Here is a 19,126-nt window from a genome sequence, read left to right as displayed (position 1 = left end):
TTCCCACCCATGTCACATCTGTTTCCGGTCGGTTCCGGAACGGCCCCGGACACCTGAGAGAATGGTGAGCATGGCCTCTGACCGACCTCGCGTGCTCTCCGGCATCCAGCCCACCGCCGGCTCGTTCCACCTCGGCAACTACCTCGGCGCCGTCCGCCAGTGGGTGGCCCTGCAGGAGTCCCACGACGCGTTCTACATGGTCGTCGACCTGCACGCGATCACCGTGCCGCAGGACCCCGCGGACCTGCGCGCCAACACCCGGCTCGCCGCCGCGCAGCTGCTCGCCGCCGGTCTCGACCCGGAGCGCTGCACGCTCTTCGTCCAGAGCCACGTCCCCGAGCACGCGCAGCTCGGCTGGGTCATGAACTGCCTCACCGGCTTCGGCGAGGCCTCCCGCATGACCCAGTTCAAGGACAAGTCCGCCAAGCAGGGCGCCGACCGCGCGAGCGTCGGCCTCTTCACGTACCCGATCCTCCAGGTCGCGGACATCCTGCTCTACCAGGCGAACGAGGTGCCGGTCGGCGAGGACCAGCGCCAGCACATCGAGCTCACCCGGGACCTCGCCGAGCGCTTCAACGGCCGCTTCGGCGAGACCTTCACGATCCCGAAGCCGTACATCCTGAAGGAGACGGCGAAGATCTACGACCTCCAGGACCCCGCGATCAAGATGAGCAAGTCGGCGTCGACCCCGAAGGGGTTGATCAACCTGCTCGACGATCCGAAGGTCACCGCGAAGAAGGTCAAGAGCGCCGTCACCGACACCGACACGGTGATCCGCTTCGACACCGCGGAGAAGCCGGGCGTCAGCAACCTGCTGAGCATCTACTCGACCCTGACGGGGACGGGTATCGCGGAACTGGAGCAGAAGTACGTAGGCAAGGGCTACGGTGCGCTCAAGACGGACCTCGCCGAGGTCATGGTCGAGTTCGTGACGCCGTTCCGGGAGCGTACCCAGCAGTATCTGGACGACCCGGAGACGCTCGACTCGATCCTGGCCAAGGGGGCCGAGAAGGCGCGCGCGGTCGCGGCGGAGACGCTCGCCCAGGCGTACGACGCGGTGGGTTTCCTGCCCGCCAAGCACTGAGCCGCACCACCTCTGCCCCCGAGCGCCTGTCGCACCACCGATCGCACCACCGACAGCGCCGCACATCACTCCCGCTGCGCCTGCCCGGAGGACCGTCGTGGCCGTACAGTCGATAGCCGGTACGACCGACAGCGGTACTACGGACAGTCGGTACGACGGGCAGTGGTACGACCGGGAGTCGGTACGACCGGTGGTCGGTTCGGCCGACCGCCGTACGACGGACCGCGGCTGACAAGGACTACGACAACTCGCATGACACGACGACAGGAGACGACGTGGGGACCGTAACGATCGGTGTGTCGATCGCGGTCCCGGAGCCCCACGGCAGCCAGCTCCAGGAGCGGCGCACGGGCTTCGGCGACGCCGCGGCTCACGGCATCCCCACGCACGTCACGCTGCTGCCGCCGACCGAGGTCGAGGCCACCGACCTCCCGGCGATCGAGGCGCACCTCCGCGAGGTCGCGGCGGCCGGGCGGCCCTTCCCGATGCGGCTGTCCGGCACGGGCACCTTCCGCCCGCTGTCGCCCGTCGTGTACGTGAGGGTCGTCGAGGGGGGCGAGGCCTGCACCTGGTTGCAGAAGCAGGTCCGGGACGCGTCGGGACCCGTGGCGCGCGAGTTGAACTTCCCGTACCACCCGCACGTCACCGTGGCGCACGGCATCGCCGAGGAGGCGATGGACCGGGCGTTCGAGGAGCTCGCCGGGTACGAGGCGCAGTGGCCCTGCACCGGTTTCGCGCTCTACGAGCAGGGTTCCGACGGGGTCTGGCGCAAGCTGCGGGAGTTCGCGTTCGGCGGGTCCGTGGTGCCGCCGCAGGCGGGTGCGCCGGTCGGAGACACGACGCTGCCCGCACGGTGACGTCGGGCGCCGGGTGAGTCGGACCGTTCCGGGAGGGGTGGTTCAGCGGGCTTCGCGCGCGGCTGCGGGTACGTGGGGGCTGCTCGCGCGGTTCCCCGCGCCCCCTGAAGGGGCGCTACAGCGGCAGGCGGCGGAAGATCGGCCTCGGCAGGTGCCTCAGGGCCGTCATCACCAGGCGTAGCGCACCCGGGACCCAGACCGTCTCCGAGCGGCGGCGCAGCCCCAGCTCGATGGCGGTGGCCACCGCCTCCGGGGTCGTGGCGAAGGGGCTCTCCTGGCGGCCCGCCGTCATGCTCGTGCGGACGAAGCCGGGGCGGACGAGCATGACGTGGGCGCCGGTGCCGTGGAGGGCGTCGCCCAGGCCCTGGGTGAAGGTGTCGAGGCCGGCCTTGCTGGAGCCGTAGATGAAGTTGGAGCGGCGGGCCCGCTCGGCGGCGACGGAGGACAGGACGACCAGGGAGCCGTGGCCCTGCGCCTGGAGGGCCCGCGCGCAGACCAGGGCGGACGAGACGGCACCGGTGTAGTTGGTCTGCGCGACACGCGCGGCGGACACCGGGTCGCGTTCGTCGTTCGCCTGGTCGCCGAGGACACCGAAGGCGAGGAGCACCATGTCGATGTCGCCCTCGGCGAAGACCTTGCCGAGGACCGCCTCGTGGGAGCCGGGGTCGAGCGCGTCGAAGGTGACGGTGTGGGTCTCCGCGCCGAGGCCGCGCAGATGGACGGCCGCGTTCTCCAGAGCCTGCGACGGGCGCCCCGCGAGCCACACCGTACGGGTGCGGCGCGCGATCAGCCGACGGGCCGTGGCGAGCGCGATGTCCGACGTACCGCCGAGGATCAGCAGGGACTGGGGGGTGCCGAAGGCGTCCTTCATGACAGCTCCTGGGTGTGGGGGACAGCGTGGGGCAGTGGGGGCAGTGGGGGAGGACAGCGGGGGCAGGGGTGCGCGCCGCGTTCACAGCGCCGCGTTCGCAGCAGGGCGCTCACGGCACGGCGCTGACGACACAGCGCTCACGGCACGGCACTCACGACACGGCGTTCACAGGCCGAGGCGGCGGGCCAGGTCCGAGACGAAGACCCCGCCCGGGTCCAACTCCTCGCGCAGTGCGCGGAATTCGGGGAGCCTCGGATACATCGCGGCCAGCAGCTCGGGCCGTAGCCGGGCGTCCTTCGCCAGGTAGACGCGGCCGGCGGCGGCCGCGACCTCCTCGTCGAGCGAGTCCAGGAAGGCGCCGAGACCGGGCAGGCTCGCCGGGATGTCCAGGGCGAGGGTCCAGCCGGGCATCGGGAAGGACAGCCAGCCGGGGTCGCCCTCGCCGAACCGCTTCAGCACGGCGAGGAAGGAGGGGCAGCGGCGCGCCGAGATCCGGTGGACGATCCGGCGCAGGGTCTCCTCCTGGCCGTGCCCGACGACGAACTGGTACTGCACGAAGCCGGACCGGCCGTAGATCCGGTTCCAGTGCGGGACCCCGTCGAGGGGGTGGAAGAAGGTGGAGATGCGCTGGAGTTCGTCGGTGCGGGACCGGGGCGCCCGGCGGTACCAGAGTTCGTTGAAGAGCCCCATGGCCGTACGGCCGAGAAGTCCGTCGGGGACGAAGGAGGGGGCGGCGGGGAGGCGGGGGGTGCGGAACTCCAGTGGGGTGGCGGGCGCGCCCCTGCGGAACCGCAACGCGTCACTGACCGAACGGCGCCCTGCACGCGCGCGCGTGGACGAGACCCAGGGCCCTGCCGACGGCGGCGCCCAGGGCCCTCCCCACGGCGGTGTCCCCGGCGTTCCAGACGGCGGTGCCCACGGTGACCCCGAGGCCGGTGTCCCTGGCGTTCCAGCCGGCGGTGTCCACGCCGACCCCCACCCCGCGTTCCGCCGCCACCGCGTCTCCAGGGCTTCCAGGGGCGCGTGGTCGCCGCGGGTGAGCACCGCTCGGCCCGTCGCGGAGCCCTTGGCGAGCAGATCGATCCAGGCGACCGAGTAACGGTAGTAGCGGTCCGTGGCCGTGAGACGGGCGAGGAGGTCGTCGAGGTCGCGCGCGCGTTCGGTGTCGACGCACATCCAGGACGTCTCGACGGGCAGGAGGCGGACGGTCGCGGTGAGGATGACGCCGGTGAGACCCATGCCGCCGGCCGTGGCGTCGAAGAGCGGGGTGCCGGGGACGACCGTGCGGATCTCGCCGTCGGCCGTGAGCAGGTCCAGGGAGAGCACATGGCGGGCGAAGGACCCGGAGACATGGTGGTTCTTGCCGTGGATGTCGGCCGCGATGGCGCCGCCGACGGTCACCTGACGGGTCCCCGGGGTCACCGGCACGAACCAGCCCAGGGGGAGCAGGACCTCCATCAGCCGGTGCAGCGAGACGCCCGCGTCGCACAGCACGGTGCCGCCGTCCGCGTCGATGGCGTGGACCCGGTCGAGGCCGGTCATGTCGAGGACGGCGCCGCCCGCGTTCTGCGCCGCGTCGCCGTACGCCCGCCCGAGCCCCCGGGCGATCCCGCCCCGCGCCCCCTGCGCCCCGCACTCCAGTACGGCGGCCGCGGCCTCCTCGTAGGTCCGCGGACGGACCAGCCGCGCGGCGCTCGGCGCGGTGCGGCCCCAGCCGGTGACCGTGACGGGAGCGGGAGCGGGAGCGGAGGCGGAGCGGGGTGTGGGGGTGGAGACGGAGCCGGGGGCGGGTGCGGCACGGCGGGGGCCGGCGGGCGGGGGAGCCGGGGAGGTCGGGGCGGCGTCGGCTGGCATGCTCGCGACCGTATCGCCGCGTATACGGAGGAGTCGGGCACGTCGGCGCGGCCGCTCGGTCGCCTCACCGAAATGGGTGATTAGTGGGATGTCGTTCAAGATTGCCGTAGCTCCGGCCCGGTCGCCCGCGAGAGTGGCGTCGCATGGATGAAGTTGACGTCGTCGAGGGCGTGCGGGGGCTGGACCGGCGGCTCCTCACCGCGCTGCACGCCCGTGGTGCCGACCCGCGTGTCGCGAGCGCCGCCCGCGGGCTGTCCCGGGTCGGGGAACACGGCCTGCTGTGGCTCGCGGCCGGGCTGGCGGGGGCCGCCGTCGACCGGGAGCGGCGTCGTGTGTGGCTGCGCGGCACGGCGCTGACCGCCGGGGCGCATCTGGCCAGCATGGGCGTCAAACGCGTCGTACGGCGACCGCGCCCCGCACACGTCGAGCCGCTGGTCGGCACGATCGGACGGCACTCCTTCCCCAGCTCGCACGCGAGTTCGGCGGCCGCGGCGGTCGCCGTCGTGGCCCACGGCGCCCCGGGCGGCACCCCGCTGCTGCTGTCCGCCGCCGCGCCGCTCGCCGCCGCGATGTGCCTCTCCCGGCTCGTCGTCGGCGTGCACTATCCGTCGGACGTGGCGGCGGGCGTGGCGCTCGGGGCGCTCACGGCGCAGTTGGGTGCGCGCTGGGTGGTGAGCGGTGATGGCTGAGCGCACGGTTGCAGGGCGCACGCCGGGGAGCGCCGTGGTCCTGGAGCGCCGGACGCTATCCGGACAGGCGCCCTCGAAGGCCGGCCTCGTCCGCGGACTCCTCCGGACGACCCGGCCCCGGCAATGGATCAAGAACACCCTGGTCGTCGCCGCTCCCGCGGCCGCCGGGGAGCTCTTCACTCCTCGCGCGCTCGTCCAACTCCCGCTCGTCTTCGTCCTCTTCACGGCCTGTGCCGCCGCCGTGTACCTCGTCAACGACGCCCGGGACGCCGACGCGGACCGCGCGCACCCCGTCAAGCGCCACCGGCCGGTCGCCGCCGGGCAGGTGCCCGTCCCCGTCGCCTACGGAGTCGGGGGCGCCCTCGCCGTGCTCGCGCCCCTGGGCGCCGCCTGGCTCTGCTCGCCGTACACCGCCGCGCTGCTGACGGCGTACCTCGGACTCCAACTCGCCTACTGCGTCAGCCTCAAGCACGTCCTGGTCGTCGATCTGGCGGTCGTCACCACCGGGTTCCTGATGCGGGCGATGATCGGCGGACTGGCGCTGGGCATCCCGCTCTCCCGCTGGTTCCTGATCACCACCGGGTTCGGCGCGCTGTTCATGGTCGCCGCCAAGCGGTACTCGGAGGCCGTGCAGCTGGCCGACCGGTCCGGCGCGACCCGGGCCCTGCTCACCGAGTACACCGCCGGATACCTCCGCTTCGTCTGGCAGTTGGCCGCCGGGGTCGCCGTGCTCGGCTACTGCCTCTGGGCCCTGGAGGAAGGCGGCGTACCCACCACCGGCGTGCTGCCCTGGCGGCAACTCTCCATGATCGCCTTCGTCCTCGCCGTCCTCCGCTACGCCGTCTTCGCCGACCGGGGCACCGCCGGTGAACCCGAGGACGTCATCCTGCGCGACCGCGCCCTCACCCTCATCGGCGCCGTGTGGCTGACGATGTACGGGCTGGCGGTGGCGGACTGGTGATCCGCTCCCCGTGGTGCCGGAGGCGCTGACACCGGGAGAGGATCCGCGGGCCGGTCCGGGGGTACCCGGTATCGGGTGTCGACGACTGGGGCAGAGTTCGGATCATGGACTGGCTGAAAAAGCTCCCCGGGGTGGGTCCTTGGGTGGAGCGTCTGATGACCACGCACGCGTGGCGTTCGTACGAGCGGCTGGAGCGGGTGAAGTGGACCCGGCTGGCCGCGGCGATGACGTTCATCAGCTTCCTGGCGCTGTTCCCGCTGCTGACCCTGGCGGCGGCCATCGTCGCGGCGACCCTCGGCAAGGACCAGCAGCAGGAGCTGGAGGACCGGCTCAGTGAGCAGGTGCCCGGCATCTCCGACCAGCTCGACGTCGCGGGCCTGGTCGACAACGCGGGCACGGTCGGGATCATCGCCGGCGCGCTGCTGCTGTTCACCGGCATCGGCTGGGTCGGCGAGATGCGCGGCTGTCTGCGCGCGGTGTGGGAGAAGGAGGACCCCGACGAGAACCCCGTCCTCGCCAAGGGCAAGGACGCCGGCGTGCTGGTCGGTCTGGGCGGCGCGGTGCTCGTCTCGCTGGCCGCTTCCGCCGCCGCCTCCTGGGCCGTGGGCCGGTTCGCCGACCAGCTCGGCATCGACCGCGACGGCTGGGGCGGCATCCTCCTGCGCCTCGCCGCGTTCGCCGTCGCCGTCCTGGCCGCCTTCCTGCTCCTCCTCTACGTCCTCACCCTCCTCCCGGGCGTCCATCCGCCCCGCCGCCGCCTCGTCGTGGCCGCCCTCATAGGAGCCGTGGGCTTCGAACTCCTCAAGCTCCTCCTCAGCGGCTACATCCAGGGCATCGCCTCGAAGAGCATGTACGGCGCCTTCGGTGTCCCCATCGCCCTCCTCCTCTGGATCAACTTCACCACCAAGCTCCTGCTGTACTGCGCGGCATGGACGGCGGAGGGCAGCAGGGAGAGCGGGGAGGCCGCAGACACAGGGGGCGCCGGAGCCACAGAGGGCCTGATCCCCCCGGCCGGCACCACCGCCCCGTAAGGGGCGCGGGGAACTGCGCGAGGAGCCACGACGAGACCGGCACCCCGCATCCGACACCAGCACCCCGTAAGGGGCGCGGGGAACTGCGCGACAACCCCAACGCACCCGCACCCCGCATCCGGCCCCGACCAGGCAGACGCTCCCGGACCGCCCTACTTGCTCCCCCGCAGGGGCCACTTCCGATTCACCAGAAACACCCCACCGGCCACCAACACCAACACGCCCCCCATGATCCCGAGGGCCACCCCGACCCCGCCGTCCCCACCGGACGCACGCGACGCGACCGACTTCCCGCCGGCCCCGCCGGAGGCAGACGCGGAAGCCGTGGCCCCCGGCTGCGCACTCGGCTCGTCGGCACCCCCACCGGAGGTGTCCGCGCTCTTGGGCGGCACCAGCTCACCCACCGGCGTCACCTTGCCCGCCGCCTTGAACCCCCAGTCGAGGAGGCTCGCGGTCTCCTTGTAGACCTGGTTGTGCTCCTCCTTCTCCGGATGCATGACGGTGACGAGGAGGACCCGGCCGCCACGCTCGGCGACCCCGGTGAACGTGGCGCCCGCGTTCGTGGTGTTGCCGTTCTTCACACCCGCGATGCCCTGGTAGGAGTCGAGGCCGCTGTCCCCGGTGAGCAGCCGGTTGGTGTTCTGGATCTCGAAGGACGAACGGCTCTTCTTGCCGTTCTTGCCCTTCTTCGTCTCGCCCGGGAATTTCGCCCGCACGGTGGAGCAGTACTCCCGGAAGTCCTTCTTCTGCAGCCCCGACCTGGCGATCAGCGTCAGGTCGTAGGCGGACGACACCTGCCCCTTCGCGTCGTACCCGTCCGGGCTGACCGCGTGCGTGTCCAGGGCCTGGAGTTCCTCGGCGTGCGCGTTCATGTCCGCGACGGTCTGCTTCACCCCGCCGTTCATGGCCGACAGGACGTGCACCGCGTCGTTGCCGGAGCGAAGGAAGACACCGAGCCACAGATCGTGGACGGTGTACGTCTCGTCCTCCTTTATGCCGACCATGCTGGAGCCCGAGCCGACGCCCGCCAGATCGGCGGGCACGACCTTGTGCTCCTCGTCCTTGTTGAACTTCGGCAGCAGCGTGTCCGCGAACAGCATCTTCAGCGTGCTCGCGGGGGCCAGCCGCCAGTGCGCGTTGTGCGCGGCCAGCACCTCGCCCGACTCGGCGTCGGCGACGATCCAGGAGCGGGCGCTGATGCCCTTGGGGAGCACGGGCGCGTCGCTGCCGAGACTGGCCTGCGTGCCGGGCCGGCCGAGCGCCTCGCCGCCGACGGTCGACATGGTCGCCGGGGGAGTCGCGGACGGTGAGGCGCTCGAACTCGGTGACGGCTTCGCAGCGAAGGCCGGGCCGGCCGTCAGCAGCGGCAGCGAGGCCAGGGAGAAGGACAGCAGGGTGGCTGAGGTGACCAACAGGGGGCGCCTGACGGTCTTCTTGGAGGCGGGCACGATCGAGAAAGTACATGGCTCCGACCGGTAAATCCCACTGGAGCGCCCCGTGGCGCTCAGACTCCCGCTCACGCCCCCGCTCGCACCCCGGCGCGATACCTGGACGGTCGACGGCGATACTGAACGCATGAAGCTCAGCCGCCCCCTCTCCTGGTTCCTGCTCGCCTTCGGGGTGTGGAGCTGGGTCATCTGGATCACTTTCGTCAAAAACCTCTGGAAGGACGGCAGCGGGCTCGCGTTCGACGACGCGGGTGATCCGACGGCGTACTTCTGGGTGCATCTGACGCTCGCCGTCGTCTCCTTTGCTCTGGGGACGGTCATCGGGGTCATCGGGTTGCGCGGGGTGCGGGCCCTTCGCCGAGCCGCGCCCGGGAGTGCCTCGTGATGACCGTCGTCTTCGTCCTGGTGCTCCTGCTGGTGCTGGCCCTCTTCGGCGCGCTGCACTGGTACGCGTGGCGCCGCCTGGTGCGCGACACGACACGCGGGCCGGGCCCGGCCAGACGCGTGGGCACGGCGGTGTTCGTCGCGGGGCCGGTGCTGATGATCGGCGGCTTCGCGGCCGAGCGCACCGGCGCGCCCTTCTGGCTGCAGCAGACACTGACCTGGCCGGGCTTCATGTGGCTCGCCCTCGCGCTGTACCTGCTCCTCGCCCTTCTGGTGGGGGAGCTGCTACGCCCTCTCGTACGCCGCCTGGTGGCGCGGCGCGCCCCGCAGCCCGCGCGGCAGCCGGAGCCGCGGCCGGAGCCCGCGGTGCGGGAGCCGGAGCCGGTCCCGGCGGGCGCGCAGCCCGCACAGTCCGCCGAGTCCGTACAGCCCGTCGAGCCCGCGGAGGCCGCCGAGCCCGGACAGTCGGCGCCGCCCCGCGCGCCGGAACCCCCGGACCGGGCCGCCCCCGCGGCCCCGGCCGACCCCTCCCGCCGTCTCTTCGTCTCCCGGGTGGTGGGCGGCGCCGTCGCCGCGGCCGCCGTGGGCACGGTCGGCTACGGCACCTACGGCGTCGTACGCGGACCCAAGCTCAAGCGGGTCACCGTGCCGCTGGCGAAGCTGCCGCGCGCCGCACACGGCTTCCGGATCGCGGTGGTCAGCGACATCCACCTCTCGCCGATGCTGGGCCGGGGCTTCGCGCAGAAGGTCGTCGACACGATCAACTCGACGCAGCCCGACCTGATCGCGGTGGTCGGCGACCTGGTCGACGGCGATGTGGCGGACCTCGGCCCGGCGGCGGCACCGCTCGCCGGACTGAGGGCACGGCACGGCAGCTACTTCGTCACCGGCAACCACGAGTACATCTCCGGCGCCGAGCAGTGGGTCGACGAGGTGCGGCGGCTGGGTCTGACGCCGCTGGAGAACGCCCGCCGTGAACTGCCGTACCTCGACCTCGCCGGGGTGAACGACATCGCGGGCGAGGACGAGGGCCAGGGCCCCGACTTCGCCAAGGCGCTCGGCGACCGGGACACCTCACGGGCCGTGGTGCTCATGGCCCACCAGCCCGTCCAGATCCACGACGCCGTCGATCACGGCGTCGACCTCCAGCTCTCCGGTCACACCCACGGTGGCCAGATGTGGCCCATGACCTATGTCGCGCAGGCCGCCAACCCGACCCTCGCGGGACTGGAGCGCTACGGCGACACCCAGCTCTACGTGACCCGCGGCGCGGGCGCCTGGGGGCCGCCCGTGCGGGTCGGGGCGCCCTCGGACATCACGGTCGTGGAGCTGGCGTCGAAGCAGGCGTGACGGTTCGTCAGGAAGGCTTCCGGTACAGGTACGGAGGCCTTTCGGGCACATATGGCGACATGCTTACCGAGTTCTTTCTCAACTCAACAAAACCTGTCTTCCGTCAACACAGCCGACTGTGGTTAGGTGATCCGCGCCATCGCGGAACCACTGTGCGTAGTGGGCCGGGTGGGGTCCTTGGAAGGGGCACCGATGCGGTCGGTTCGCATACGGATTCTCGCGTCGCTGCTGGTGGTGGCGATCGCGGCGATCGGTGGCTGGCAGCTGATGCCGGCCCAGCGGGACGAGAACAGGACGATCGTCGTCGGCACGACCGACAAGGTCACCTCGCTGGACCCGGCCGGAGCCTACGACGCCGGGTCCTGGGCCCTGTTCAACAACGTGTTCCAGTCGCTGCTGACCTTCGAACCGGGCGGCGCGGCGCCCGTGCCGGACGCCGCCCGCAGCTGTGAGTTCCTCGGCGACGCGCTCACCGTCTACCGCTGCGTCCTGCGGCCGGGCCTGAAATTCCCCAGCGGACGCGAAGTCACCGGGAAGGACGTCAAGTACTCCTTCGACCGGGTCAAGCGCGTCAACTCCGACGTCGGACCTGCCGGGTTGCTCGACACCCTGCGGTCGGTCAGCGCGGACGGGCCGACCGTCACCTTCCGCCTGTCCTCGCCGGACGCCACGTTCCCGTTCAAGGTGGCCACCGGCGCCGGCTCGATCGTCGACCGGACCAGGTACCCCGTCAACCGGCTCCGCACGGACGGCGGCGCCGACGGCACCGGCCCGTACACCCTGACGTCGTACGGCGACGGGCAGGCCCGCCTCACCCCCAACGACGGCTACCAGGGCGAGGCCCAGGGGGGCCGCAGCCCGGTCCTGATGCGCTACTACGAGAACTCGGCGGCGCTGCAGAAGGCGTGGGAGGCACGCCGGGTGGACGTCGCCACCCGTACGCTGCCGCCCGCGACGCTCGCCGCCGTCTCGCCCAGCGACCTCGACCAGCGGGTCACCGAGGCCGACAGCACCGAGACCCGCAACCTGGTGCTCAACGTGCGGGTGGGCTCGCCGTTCCAGGACCGCCGGGTGCGGCAGGCGCTGGCCGCGCTGATCAACCGCGAGAAGCTGGTCGCCGAGGTCTACCAGGGCACCACCGAGCCCCTGTACTCGCTCATCCCGGCCGGACTCACGGGCCACACGGCCTCGTTCTTCGACGCGAACCCCCGGCCCGACCCGCAGCGGGCCCGCAAGCTGCTCGACGGGGCCGGTGTCGGCATGCCCGTCCGCTTCACCTTCGGCTACGCCGAGGGCAGCGGCTCGGCCGCCGCCGAGGCCGCCGAGCTCAAGCAGCAGCTGGAGGCGAGCGGGCTGTTCTACGTGACCACCAAGGCGTACGAGTGGACGGCGTTCCAGAAGCGGTACGCCGAGGGCAAGCTGGACGCGTACGGGGTGGGCTGGGTTGCCGACTACCCCGACCCCGACACCTTCAGCGGACCCCTCGTCGGGACCGGCGGCTCCCTGAACAACGGCTACAGCAGCGGACGGGCCGACCGGCTGATCAAGGACAGCCGGCGGTACGAGGACCGCAGCCGGGCCGCCGCCGACTTCAAGGAACTCCAGGAGGCCGTGGCCGAGGACGTGCCGATGATCCCGCTGTGGCAGCGCAAGGAGTACGTGCTCAGCAGCGAGAACGTCGGCGGGGCGCAGTACCTGACCGACGACACCGGCGTCTTCCGGCTGTGGCGGCTGGACTGGATATGACAGACGCCGTGTGACAGCTGACGCGAAGTCGCGGGCCGCACGCGCGCGGGAGTGACACGGCGTGCCCGCCCCACGCATCGTTCTGTGGCGGGGGTGTGTCCGGGGTGAGGAGCGAACGTGCCGAGACGCGACTCCTTCCGGCTGCCCCGGCATCCGGCGTCCGTGGGGCTCGCCCGCCGACGCGTACGGGAACATCTGGTCGCCTGGGGGCACAACGAGGGCTCCGGGGACCTGGAGGACGTCGTCCTCGTCGTCTCCGAGCTCGCGACCAACGTCGTACGTCACGGGCCTTTGCTGGAGCGGGAGTTCGAGGTCGCCGTGACCGCCCTGGCCGACGGGTCCTGCCTGGTCGAGGTGTCCGACGAGGATATGACCGTGCCCCGGATCAGGGACGTGGGGGACTGGGAGGAGACGGGGCGGGGACTGCGGCTCGTGGAGCACCTCGCCGCGGCCTGGGGGGTGTGGGACCGGGGCCGGCACGGGAAGACCATCTGGGCGCTGATGGGAGGGTGACCGTCACTTTCAGGCCATCGCCCGGGGCCGTGCTCACCGCGACCTCGCCCTCGTGCGCCTCCACCACCCCCTGCACGATGGCCATGCCCAGGCCGCTGCCTGCCCCGCCCCCCGCCCGGAAGAAACGGTCGAAGATCCGGGCCGCGTCCTTCTCCGCCAGACCGGGCCCCTCGTCCGCCACGTAGAGACGCACGGTCCCGGCCGAGCGCTCCACCCCGAGCCGCACGGGCACGTCCGCCGGCGTGTGGGTGCGGACGTTGCTCACCAGGTTGCCCAGCAGCTGACGGAGACCCGACTCGTCGGCCCGGAGGAGGAGGGTGCCGTCAGCGCGGACGGTGACCGGGCGGTCGGGCTGCTGGGCGCGGAGATCGGCGGCGGCGTCGCGGACCAGGCGGGTGAGGTCCACGTTCCTGAGCCGGAGTTCGGGCCGCTGGTCGAGGCGGGCGAGGGTGAGCAACTCGTCGACGAGGCGGCCCATACGGTCGACCTCGTCGTTCATCCGGTCCCAGGCACGCCGGCGCTCGCCCGGATCGGTGAGCATGCCCTTGTCGTGGAGCTGGAGGTAGCCGCGGATCGCGGCCAGGGGCGTCCGCAGCTCGTGGGAGGCGTCGCCCACGAAACGGCGCAGCTGGGCGGCGCTGCGCTCCCGGGTGTGATGGGCCGTCTCGACCTGCTGGAGCATGGCGTTGAGGGCGAGCCGCAGCTGCTCGACCTCCAGCGTCGTCTCGTTGCTGGAGGGGACACGGCGGGTGAGGTCGCCGTCGGCGATCGCGGACGAGGTCTCGACCATGTCCTCCAGCGGCCGCATCCGGCGGCGCACGCCGAACAGGGTGAGACAGGCGAGCGTCGCGAGGAGCAGACCGCCGACGGCGAAGTCCAGCTTGAGGGCCTTGGCGATGACCCCGTGCAGCGAGGCGGTGGAGGTGGCGAGCAGGACGGTCGTGCCGTCGTCCATCCGGGCCGCCGTGACGCGGTACGGGTCGCCCGCCACGTCGACGTCGTACGGTTCGTCGTCCGCGACGAGAGCGGCAGGGTCGCCCACCGCAGCGGCGAGGGCGCGCTGCTCCCCGGTGGGCAGGAAACCGGCGATGGTCAGCGGCTCGCCCCCGGCGTCCAGCGCGGTGAAGACGGCACCCTGGACCAGGGAGTCGGCGCCGTCGGCCGCGGGTTCACCGGACGTCCGGTCGCTGAGGGCGACCAGCGCGCTGAGCGCGTCGATCTGCTCCATGCCGATCCGGGCGGCCCCGATGGAGTCGCGGGTCGACATCAGTTCCCGGTCGACGCTGTCGAGCAGGTACATCCGCATGCCTATCGCGCTGACCGCGGTGGCGGTGACGACGCCCACGGCGAGCAGGACGACGTTGGCGAGCGTGAGCTTGGCGCGCAGGGAGTACAGGCCGTGCCGCCGACACGACCTGCGCGGCCTCCCGGGACGGATCACGCGAGGCCGTATCCGACGCCCCGCCGGGTGGTGATCACCGGTGCGCCGAGTGTGTCCAGCTTGCGCCGCAGGTAGCTGATGTAGGTCTCCACGACGGTCGACTCGGCCGGCGCGTGCTGGTACTGCCAGACGTGGCGCAGGAGTTGCTCCTTGGGGACGACCCGTCCGCCGTTGCGCACCAGGAACCGCAGCAGGGCGTACTCGGTGGGCGTCAGCTCCACCGTGCGGCCCGCCCGGTGCACCGAGTACGTCGTCTCGTCCAGCTCCAGGTCGCCGTAGCGCAGCAGCGGGCGCTGGGGCAGCACGTCGGTGCGCCGGGTACGCCGCAGGACGGCGGTGAGCCGGGCGACGACCACCTCGATGTCGAACGGCTTGGTGATGTAGTCGTCGCCGAAGCCGAGGGCGCCCACGATCTCGGCGGGCGCGTCCCGGGCGGTCAGGAAGACGAGCGCCGACTCCGGCCGCCGGGCGCGCAGTTCGCGGCCCAGGGCGCGGCCGTCGCCGTCCGGGAGCATCACGTCCAGCAGGACCGCGTCGGGCCGGGTGCGTTCGGCGAGCGCGAGCGCCTCGCGGACCGTACCGGCCGTCATCACCTCGAAGCGGTGGTAGCGCAGGGCGATGGAGAGGACGTCCGCGATGCTCGGCTCGTCCTCGACGACGAGCACGGTCGCCCCTTCGTGGCCGAAGGCCGCCGCGTCCTCCAGGCCGGAGGTCGCTCGCTCGTGTCCCGGGGTCGCTCGCTCGGTTCCGGTCATGTCCTCAGTATCCGCACCGGAGTTCCCGGAAGCAGCCGCTCCGCCTTGGAGTTCCTTGAGAGTCCCGGCCCGGCCATGTCGCCCCGACCCCGCCGCGGCCGAGGGTGAGGCGAGGACCTGGGGGACCGACCGACGACCAATCGACCGCACGACAAGGAGAGTTCATCGTGGCGACCTTGGCACGGTGGTGCTATCGGCACCGGCTGGTGGTCCTGTTGCTGTGGGTGGGGACCGTGTTCGGCGTCGGCTTCGCCGGCACCAGCGCGGGCACGGACTACGCGAACGTCTTCTCCCTCCCGGACACGGACTCCAAGCACGCGTACGACCTGATGGACAAGGCCTTCCCCGAGCGCGCGGGCGACACCGACACGGTGGTGTGGAAGGTCGACGAGGGGGCGGTGGACGACGAGGCCGTACGGTCCCGGATCGAGCCCGCGCTCGCGGAGATCGGCCGGATGGCGGGTGTCGGGGACGTCACCAGCCCCTACGACGACCGGGACCTGGCCGGCGGCGGCGCGGGCGTCAGCCGCGACGGAACCATCGCCTACGCGCAGGTGACCTTCACCGAGCAGGCGAACTCCGTCCCCAAGGACCTGCTCGACGACGTCATCGAGACCGCGCGGGGCGCCGAACGGGACGGTCTCCAGGTCGAGTTGGGCGGCCAGGCCATCGCACGGGACCAGGAGGCCTCCCAGGGCACGGCCGAGGCGGTCGGCATCCTGGCGGCGGCGGTCGTCCTCTTCCTCGCCTTCGGCTCGCTCTTCGCGATGCTGCTGCCGATCGTCGTCGCCGTCGCCGCGGTCGGCACCGGACTGATGGCCACGGCCCTGCTCAGCCACACCACGAACATCCCGGACGTGGCCCCGCTGCTCGGCTCGCTCATCGGTCTCGGCGTCGGCATCGACTACGCCCTGTTCATCGTCACCCGGCACCGGCGCGGCATCCTGCGCGGCATGAAACCGGAGGAGGCCGCGGTCACCGCCCTCAACACCTCCGGACGCGCGGTGCTGTTCGCGGGCGGCACGGTCTGCATCGCGCTCGCCGGAATGCTGGTGATGAACCTCCGCTTCCTGGACGGCGTCGTCATCGCGACCTCGCTGACGGTGGTCCTGAGCGTGCTGGCCGCCGTCACCCTGCTGCCGGCGCTCCTCGGTGTCCTCGGCCCGCGCGTCCTCAGCCGCCGCGAGCGCCGGCGCCTCGCCGCCACCGGCCCCGAACCCGAGCTGACGAGCGGCCTCGCGGCCCGCTGGTCGGCGTACGTCGAGCGGCGTCCGCGCTCCACCGCCGTGCTCGCCCTCGTCGTCATGCTGGTCCTCGCGATCCCCGTCCTGTCGATCCGTCTCGGCACCTCCGACCAGGGCAACCACCGCGACACCACGACGACCCGCCAGGCCTACGACCTGCTGGCGGAGGGCTTCGGCCCCGGCTTCAACGGCCCCCTCCAGGTCGTCGTGGACGGAACCGACACCGAGGGGCTGCTCGCGCGCATCGAGTCCACCGAGGGAGTGGCCCAGGTCGCCGCCGTACCGCCCACGAACGGCGTCACGGTGATCCAGGTCGTCCCCACGACGTCACCGCAGGCGGAGGAGACGGACCGGCTCATCGACCGGCTGCGCGAGGACGTCATCCCGGCGTCCGGGGCCGAGGCCCATGTGGGCGGGGTGACGGCGGTCGCGAAGGACTTCGCCTCGGTGACGAGCGACCGCCTCCCCTACTTCGTCGCGACGATCATCGCGCTGGGCTTCCTGCTCCTGCTGGTCGCCTTCCGCTCCCTGATGGTGCCCCTGACGGCCGCGCTGATGAATCTCGTCGCGGCGGCCGCGTCCTTCGGGGTACTGGTGGCGATCTTCCAGTGGGGCTGGGGAACGGAACTCCTCGGCATCGGCAAGGAGGGCCCGATCGCCGCGTTCCTGCCGGTCATCATGCTCTCGCTCCTGTTCGGCCTCTCCATGGACTACCAGGTCTTCCTGGTCAGCCGGATGCACGAGGAGTGGGTCCACACCAAGGACAACGCCCGCGCCGTCCGCGTCGGCCTCGCCGAGACCAGCCGGGTCATCAACTGCGCGGCCCTGATCATGATGTGCGTCTTCAGCGCGTTCGTCCTCAGCGGCGAGCTGGAGGCCGCGATGGCCGGCATCGGCCTGGCCGCCGCCGTCGCCCTGGACGCCTTCGTCCTCCGTACGGCCCTGGTGCCGGCCGTGATGCATCTGCTCGGCAAGGCGAACTGGTGGTTGCCGTCCGGGCTGGAGAGGCGGTTGCCGCACCTGGCGGTGGAGCCGAGGGAGGAGGAGCCGAGGGAGGAGGAGCCGGCGGTCTCGCCCCCGGACGGTCCCGCTTCCGTGATCCACGGTTTCGTCAGCACGGCGGACGGCGAGCCGGTCGAGGGCGCCGAGGTGACCCTGCTGTCGCGAGGCGGCCGTCAGCTGGACCGGGTGACGTCCCTGGCGGACGGCTCGTACATCGTGGCCGTCCCCGGCCCGGGCACCTATCTGCTGGCGACGACCTCACCGACGTCGGCGTCCCGTGCGCGTCAGGTGGTCGTGGGGGAGGGGCCGCTGGTGTACGACGTGGAGCTGGCGGATGGGGAGGTGGACGCGGTCAATTAGCTTTTGGCTGACCGGCCTTGAGGATCGCCTCGACGTCCAGGGTCACCTTGGCGCCGATGGACTCGGGCAGGGTGACGGTCTCGCCTGGGGCGTGTACGCGGTGGCTGGCGTACGTGTCCCCGGCGGGCTCGGTGAGAACGTGGAGGCGCTGGTGCTGGCGGTTGACGATGACGTAGACCGGGATCTTCGCCTGGGCATACGCGGTGACCTTGGCGCGGAGGTCGTTCTGGTAGTTGCTGGAGGTGACCTCGAGAACGAGACGGAAGGCGATCGGGTCGTAGCAGTTGTTCTCGACGAGGTGATCTTCGATGTCGGCGTCGACCACCACGAGGTCGGGGATCGCGTAGTCCTCGGTACCGCCCGGAAGCCAGAGCCCGACCCCCTCGGTCACCTCCGAATCCCCGCCCCCCAGTCCTGCTGCGATGAAGGGGCTCCGCAACCTGGACAGAGCGCGGGCGTGGGCGAAGTTGGCGGGCGGCGTCACGACGATCGTGCCTCCGATGATCTCGACGCGATACCCCGGAAGGCGGTCCATGACCTGGTTCGCCTCCGCGATCAGCGGACGGTCTCCATGGGGCCGCTCGACGGATGCTGTGGACATCACGTGCCTCCTGTGGGCTGGTGTCGAGGTCATCATCGTAGGCAGGAGCGGAACCAGATGTCCCGTTCGATCCCGTTCACCCGAAAGTGATCACTCCGCCGCCCGCCCCTCGACCCCCGGCTCTGCCTTCGTCATCCCCGGCAGGAAGTCCGTGAACAGCTCGTGCACCTCGCGGACCAGCGGCCGCAGTGCCCGGAAGCGGGCCAGCGAGACACCCCGGGTGGTCAGCCGGGCCCCCCGCTCGGCCAGCCGGTAGCTGCGGGCGCGCCCCTCGCTCCGGTCGAAGACCCAGTACAGGACGAGCCCCATGAGAGACAGCCACATCAACTCGGGCAGAATGCCACGGAGTTCGTCCGGGACCTTGGCCTTGGACCCGGCGAGCACCTCGCGGTGGATGGCGATGGACTCCTCGCGCGGCCCCGCCGACTCGGGGGAGAAGGGGCTCAGCGGGCTCTGCGGATCGGCCGCGTTCTTGAAGAACTGCGCCGCGAACTCGTGGTACGGCTCCGCCACGTCCAGCCACGCCTTGAGCACCCCGGCGATCCGCGCCTCCAGATCCTTCTCCCGCTCCAGCACGGGCCGCACCGCCACCAGGTGCTCCGCGCCGATCCGGTCGTAGAACCCCTGGATCAGGTGCTCCTTGCCGGCGAAGTAGTAGTACGCGTTGCCGACGGAGACCCCGGCCTCCTTCGCGATGGCCCGCATGGTCGTCTTGTCGTACCCGCGCTCCTGGAAGAGCCGCAGCGCGGTCTCCAGGATCAGCGCGCGGGTCTGCTCGGACTTGGCGGTGCCCCGGGGGCCGGACTGCTCCGTGCCGTCCCCGGGGCCGCCGCCACCGGCCACAGACGCTGCCGACCCGGGGCCGCCGGGCTCCGCGTCGAGCTGGTCGTCGAAGGGCTCTGGGCTGGGGCTGTCGTTCGCTGCGGGCACGGGCA

17 protein-coding genes and 1 pseudogene are annotated in these 19,126 nt (G+C 71.9%); 11 read left to right on the top strand and 7 right to left on the bottom strand.

Translation table 11 applies throughout. The features are described from left to right. Nucleotides 1-70 precede the first annotated feature (70 nt). The 3 genes from trpS to ACZ9QC_RS15145 all read left to right on the top strand — a co-directional run bounded on the left by trpS (nt 71) and on the right by ACZ9QC_RS15145 (nt 1,941). Nucleotides 71-1,084: a tryptophan--tRNA ligase gene (trpS, locus tag ACZ9QC_RS15155; protein WP_472920619.1), complete on the top strand. Its 1,014-nt coding sequence runs from the start codon at nt 71-73 to the stop codon at nt 1,082-1,084. Between the two features lie 97 nt (nt 1,085-1,181). Continuing rightward, nucleotides 1,182-1,316, top strand: a complete 135-nt coding sequence (locus ACZ9QC_RS15150; RefSeq protein WP_472920618.1) for a hypothetical protein — start codon at nt 1,182-1,184, stop codon at nt 1,314-1,316. Between the two features lie 43 nt (nt 1,317-1,359). Beyond that, nucleotides 1,360-1,941 carry a 2'-5' RNA ligase family protein gene (locus tag ACZ9QC_RS15145; RefSeq protein WP_184904432.1) on the top strand — a complete coding sequence of 194 codons (582 nt, stop codon included), beginning with the start codon at nt 1,360-1,362 and terminating at the stop codon, nt 1,939-1,941. 115 nt (nt 1,942-2,056) lie between these two features. Here the strand turns inward: ACZ9QC_RS15145 and ACZ9QC_RS15140 are convergent, their stop codons facing one another. Next, nucleotides 2,057-2,812 (bottom strand): decaprenylphospho-beta-D-erythro-pentofuranosid-2-ulose 2-reductase, encoded by a 756-nt coding sequence (locus ACZ9QC_RS15140; RefSeq protein WP_472920617.1) that lies wholly within the window; start codon nt 2,810-2,812, stop codon nt 2,057-2,059. 165 nt (nt 2,813-2,977) lie between these two features. After that, the gene (locus ACZ9QC_RS15135; protein ID WP_472920616.1) at nt 2,978-4,666 is read right to left on the bottom strand and encodes an FAD-binding protein; all 1,689 of its coding nucleotides are present in this window, start codon (nt 4,664-4,666) and stop codon (nt 2,978-2,980) included. A 143-nt stretch (nt 4,667-4,809) separates the two neighbouring features. On the opposite strand from ACZ9QC_RS15135, the gene ACZ9QC_RS15130 reads away from it, so the two are divergent. From ACZ9QC_RS15130 to ACZ9QC_RS15120, 3 genes are all read left to right on the top strand, one after another. Beyond that, entirely contained in the window at nt 4,810-5,355 is a 546-nt protein-coding gene (locus ACZ9QC_RS15130) for a phosphatase PAP2 family protein (RefSeq protein ID WP_472920615.1), read from the top strand. Further along, complete coding sequence (locus ACZ9QC_RS15125) at nt 5,348-6,316, top strand: decaprenyl-phosphate phosphoribosyltransferase (protein ID WP_472920614.1); 969 nt, start codon at nt 5,348-5,350, stop codon at nt 6,314-6,316. Before ACZ9QC_RS15130 ends, ACZ9QC_RS15125 begins: the two co-directional genes overlap by 8 nt. A 104-nt stretch (nt 6,317-6,420) precedes the next feature. Next, nucleotides 6,421-7,347: a YihY/virulence factor BrkB family protein gene (locus tag ACZ9QC_RS15120; protein WP_472920613.1), complete on the top strand. Its 927-nt coding sequence runs from the start codon at nt 6,421-6,423 to the stop codon at nt 7,345-7,347. A gap of 152 nt (nt 7,348-7,499) precedes the next feature. On the opposite strand, the gene ACZ9QC_RS15115 is transcribed toward ACZ9QC_RS15120, so the two are convergent. Next, nucleotides 7,500-8,795 (bottom strand): D-alanyl-D-alanine carboxypeptidase family protein, encoded by a 1,296-nt coding sequence (locus ACZ9QC_RS15115; protein WP_472920612.1) that lies wholly within the window; start codon nt 8,793-8,795, stop codon nt 7,500-7,502. Nucleotides 8,796-8,922: 127 nt separating this feature from the next. Between ACZ9QC_RS15115 and ACZ9QC_RS15110 the strand changes: the two genes are divergently transcribed. The 4 genes from ACZ9QC_RS15110 (at nt 8,923) to ACZ9QC_RS15095 (ending at nt 12,788) form a co-directional block, all read left to right on the top strand. Further along, entirely contained in the window at nt 8,923-9,180 is a 258-nt protein-coding gene (locus tag ACZ9QC_RS15110; RefSeq protein WP_472920611.1) for an SCO4848 family membrane protein, read from the top strand. Beyond that, a complete protein-coding gene (locus tag ACZ9QC_RS15105) occupies nt 9,180-10,529 on the top strand; it encodes a metallophosphoesterase (protein WP_472920610.1) in 1,350 nt (449 codons plus the stop codon). Before ACZ9QC_RS15110 ends, ACZ9QC_RS15105 begins: the two co-directional genes overlap by 1 nt. A 192-nt stretch (nt 10,530-10,721) precedes the next feature. Further along, the gene (locus ACZ9QC_RS15100) at nt 10,722-12,275 is read left to right on the top strand and encodes an ABC transporter substrate-binding protein (RefSeq protein ID WP_472920609.1); all 1,554 of its coding nucleotides are present in this window, start codon (nt 10,722-10,724) and stop codon (nt 12,273-12,275) included. 117 nt (nt 12,276-12,392) lie between these two features. Then, on the top strand, nt 12,393-12,788 hold the full coding sequence (locus ACZ9QC_RS15095; protein WP_472920608.1) for an ATP-binding protein: 396 nt from the start codon (nt 12,393-12,395) through the stop codon (nt 12,786-12,788). Here the strand turns inward: ACZ9QC_RS15095 and ACZ9QC_RS15090 are convergent. Further along, nucleotides 12,775-14,229, bottom strand: a pseudogene (locus tag ACZ9QC_RS15090) (sensor histidine kinase); the annotation flags it as partial. The gene ACZ9QC_RS15095 and the pseudogene ACZ9QC_RS15090 overlap by 14 nt on opposite strands. After that, entirely contained in the window at nt 14,226-14,894 is a 669-nt protein-coding gene (locus ACZ9QC_RS15085) for a response regulator transcription factor (RefSeq protein WP_472921696.1), read from the bottom strand. The gene ACZ9QC_RS15085 and the pseudogene ACZ9QC_RS15090, both read right to left, overlap by 4 nt. A gap of 266 nt (nt 14,895-15,160) precedes the next feature. Here ACZ9QC_RS15085 and ACZ9QC_RS15080 point away from each other — a divergent pair, with 266 nt between their 5' ends. Next, on the top strand, nt 15,161-17,590 hold the full coding sequence (locus ACZ9QC_RS15080) for an MMPL family transporter (protein ID WP_472921695.1): 2,430 nt from the start codon (nt 15,161-15,163) through the stop codon (nt 17,588-17,590). Here ACZ9QC_RS15080 and ACZ9QC_RS15075 read toward each other — a convergent pair. Further along, a complete protein-coding gene (locus ACZ9QC_RS15075; protein ID WP_472920607.1) occupies nt 17,583-18,191 on the bottom strand; it encodes a Uma2 family endonuclease in 609 nt (202 codons plus the stop codon). The genes ACZ9QC_RS15080 and ACZ9QC_RS15075 overlap by 8 nt on opposite strands. 90 nt (nt 18,192-18,281) lie before the next feature. Then, complete coding sequence (locus ACZ9QC_RS15070; RefSeq protein WP_472920606.1) at nt 18,282-19,121, bottom strand: TetR family transcriptional regulator; 840 nt, start codon at nt 19,119-19,121, stop codon at nt 18,282-18,284. Nucleotides 19,122-19,126 lie beyond the last annotated feature (5 nt).

This window comes from Streptomyces sp. HUAS MS02 (assembly GCF_055702265.1).
The sequence above is the reverse complement of the archived record's forward strand: the minus strand, read 5'-3'. Positions and strand labels throughout refer to the sequence as shown.

Bases quoted from the DNA above. Each gene is read 5' to 3' on its own strand.
- trpS (WP_472920619.1), top strand. From the start codon at position 71: ATGGCCTCTGACCGACCTCGCGTGCTCTCCGGCATCCAGCCCACCGCC.
- ACZ9QC_RS15140 (WP_472920617.1), bottom strand. From the start codon at position 2,812: ATGAAGGACGCCTTCGGCACCCCCCAGTCCCTGCTGATCCTCGGCGGT.
- ACZ9QC_RS15135 (WP_472920616.1), bottom strand. From the start codon at position 4,666: ATGCCAGCCGACGCCGCCCCGACCTCCCCGGCTCCCCCGCCCGCCGGC.
- ACZ9QC_RS15130 (WP_472920615.1), top strand. From the start codon at position 4,810: ATGGATGAAGTTGACGTCGTCGAGGGCGTGCGGGGGCTGGACCGGCGG.
- ACZ9QC_RS15125 (WP_472920614.1), top strand. From the start codon at position 5,348: ATGGCTGAGCGCACGGTTGCAGGGCGCACGCCGGGGAGCGCCGTGGTC.
- ACZ9QC_RS15120 (WP_472920613.1), top strand. From the start codon at position 6,421: ATGGACTGGCTGAAAAAGCTCCCCGGGGTGGGTCCTTGGGTGGAGCGT.
- ACZ9QC_RS15110 (WP_472920611.1), top strand. From the start codon at position 8,923: ATGAAGCTCAGCCGCCCCCTCTCCTGGTTCCTGCTCGCCTTCGGGGTG.
- ACZ9QC_RS15105 (WP_472920610.1), top strand. From the start codon at position 9,180: ATGACCGTCGTCTTCGTCCTGGTGCTCCTGCTGGTGCTGGCCCTCTTC.
- ACZ9QC_RS15100 (WP_472920609.1), top strand. From the start codon at position 10,722: ATGCGGTCGGTTCGCATACGGATTCTCGCGTCGCTGCTGGTGGTGGCG.
- ACZ9QC_RS15075 (WP_472920607.1), bottom strand. From the start codon at position 18,191: ATGTCCACAGCATCCGTCGAGCGGCCCCATGGAGACCGTCCGCTGATC.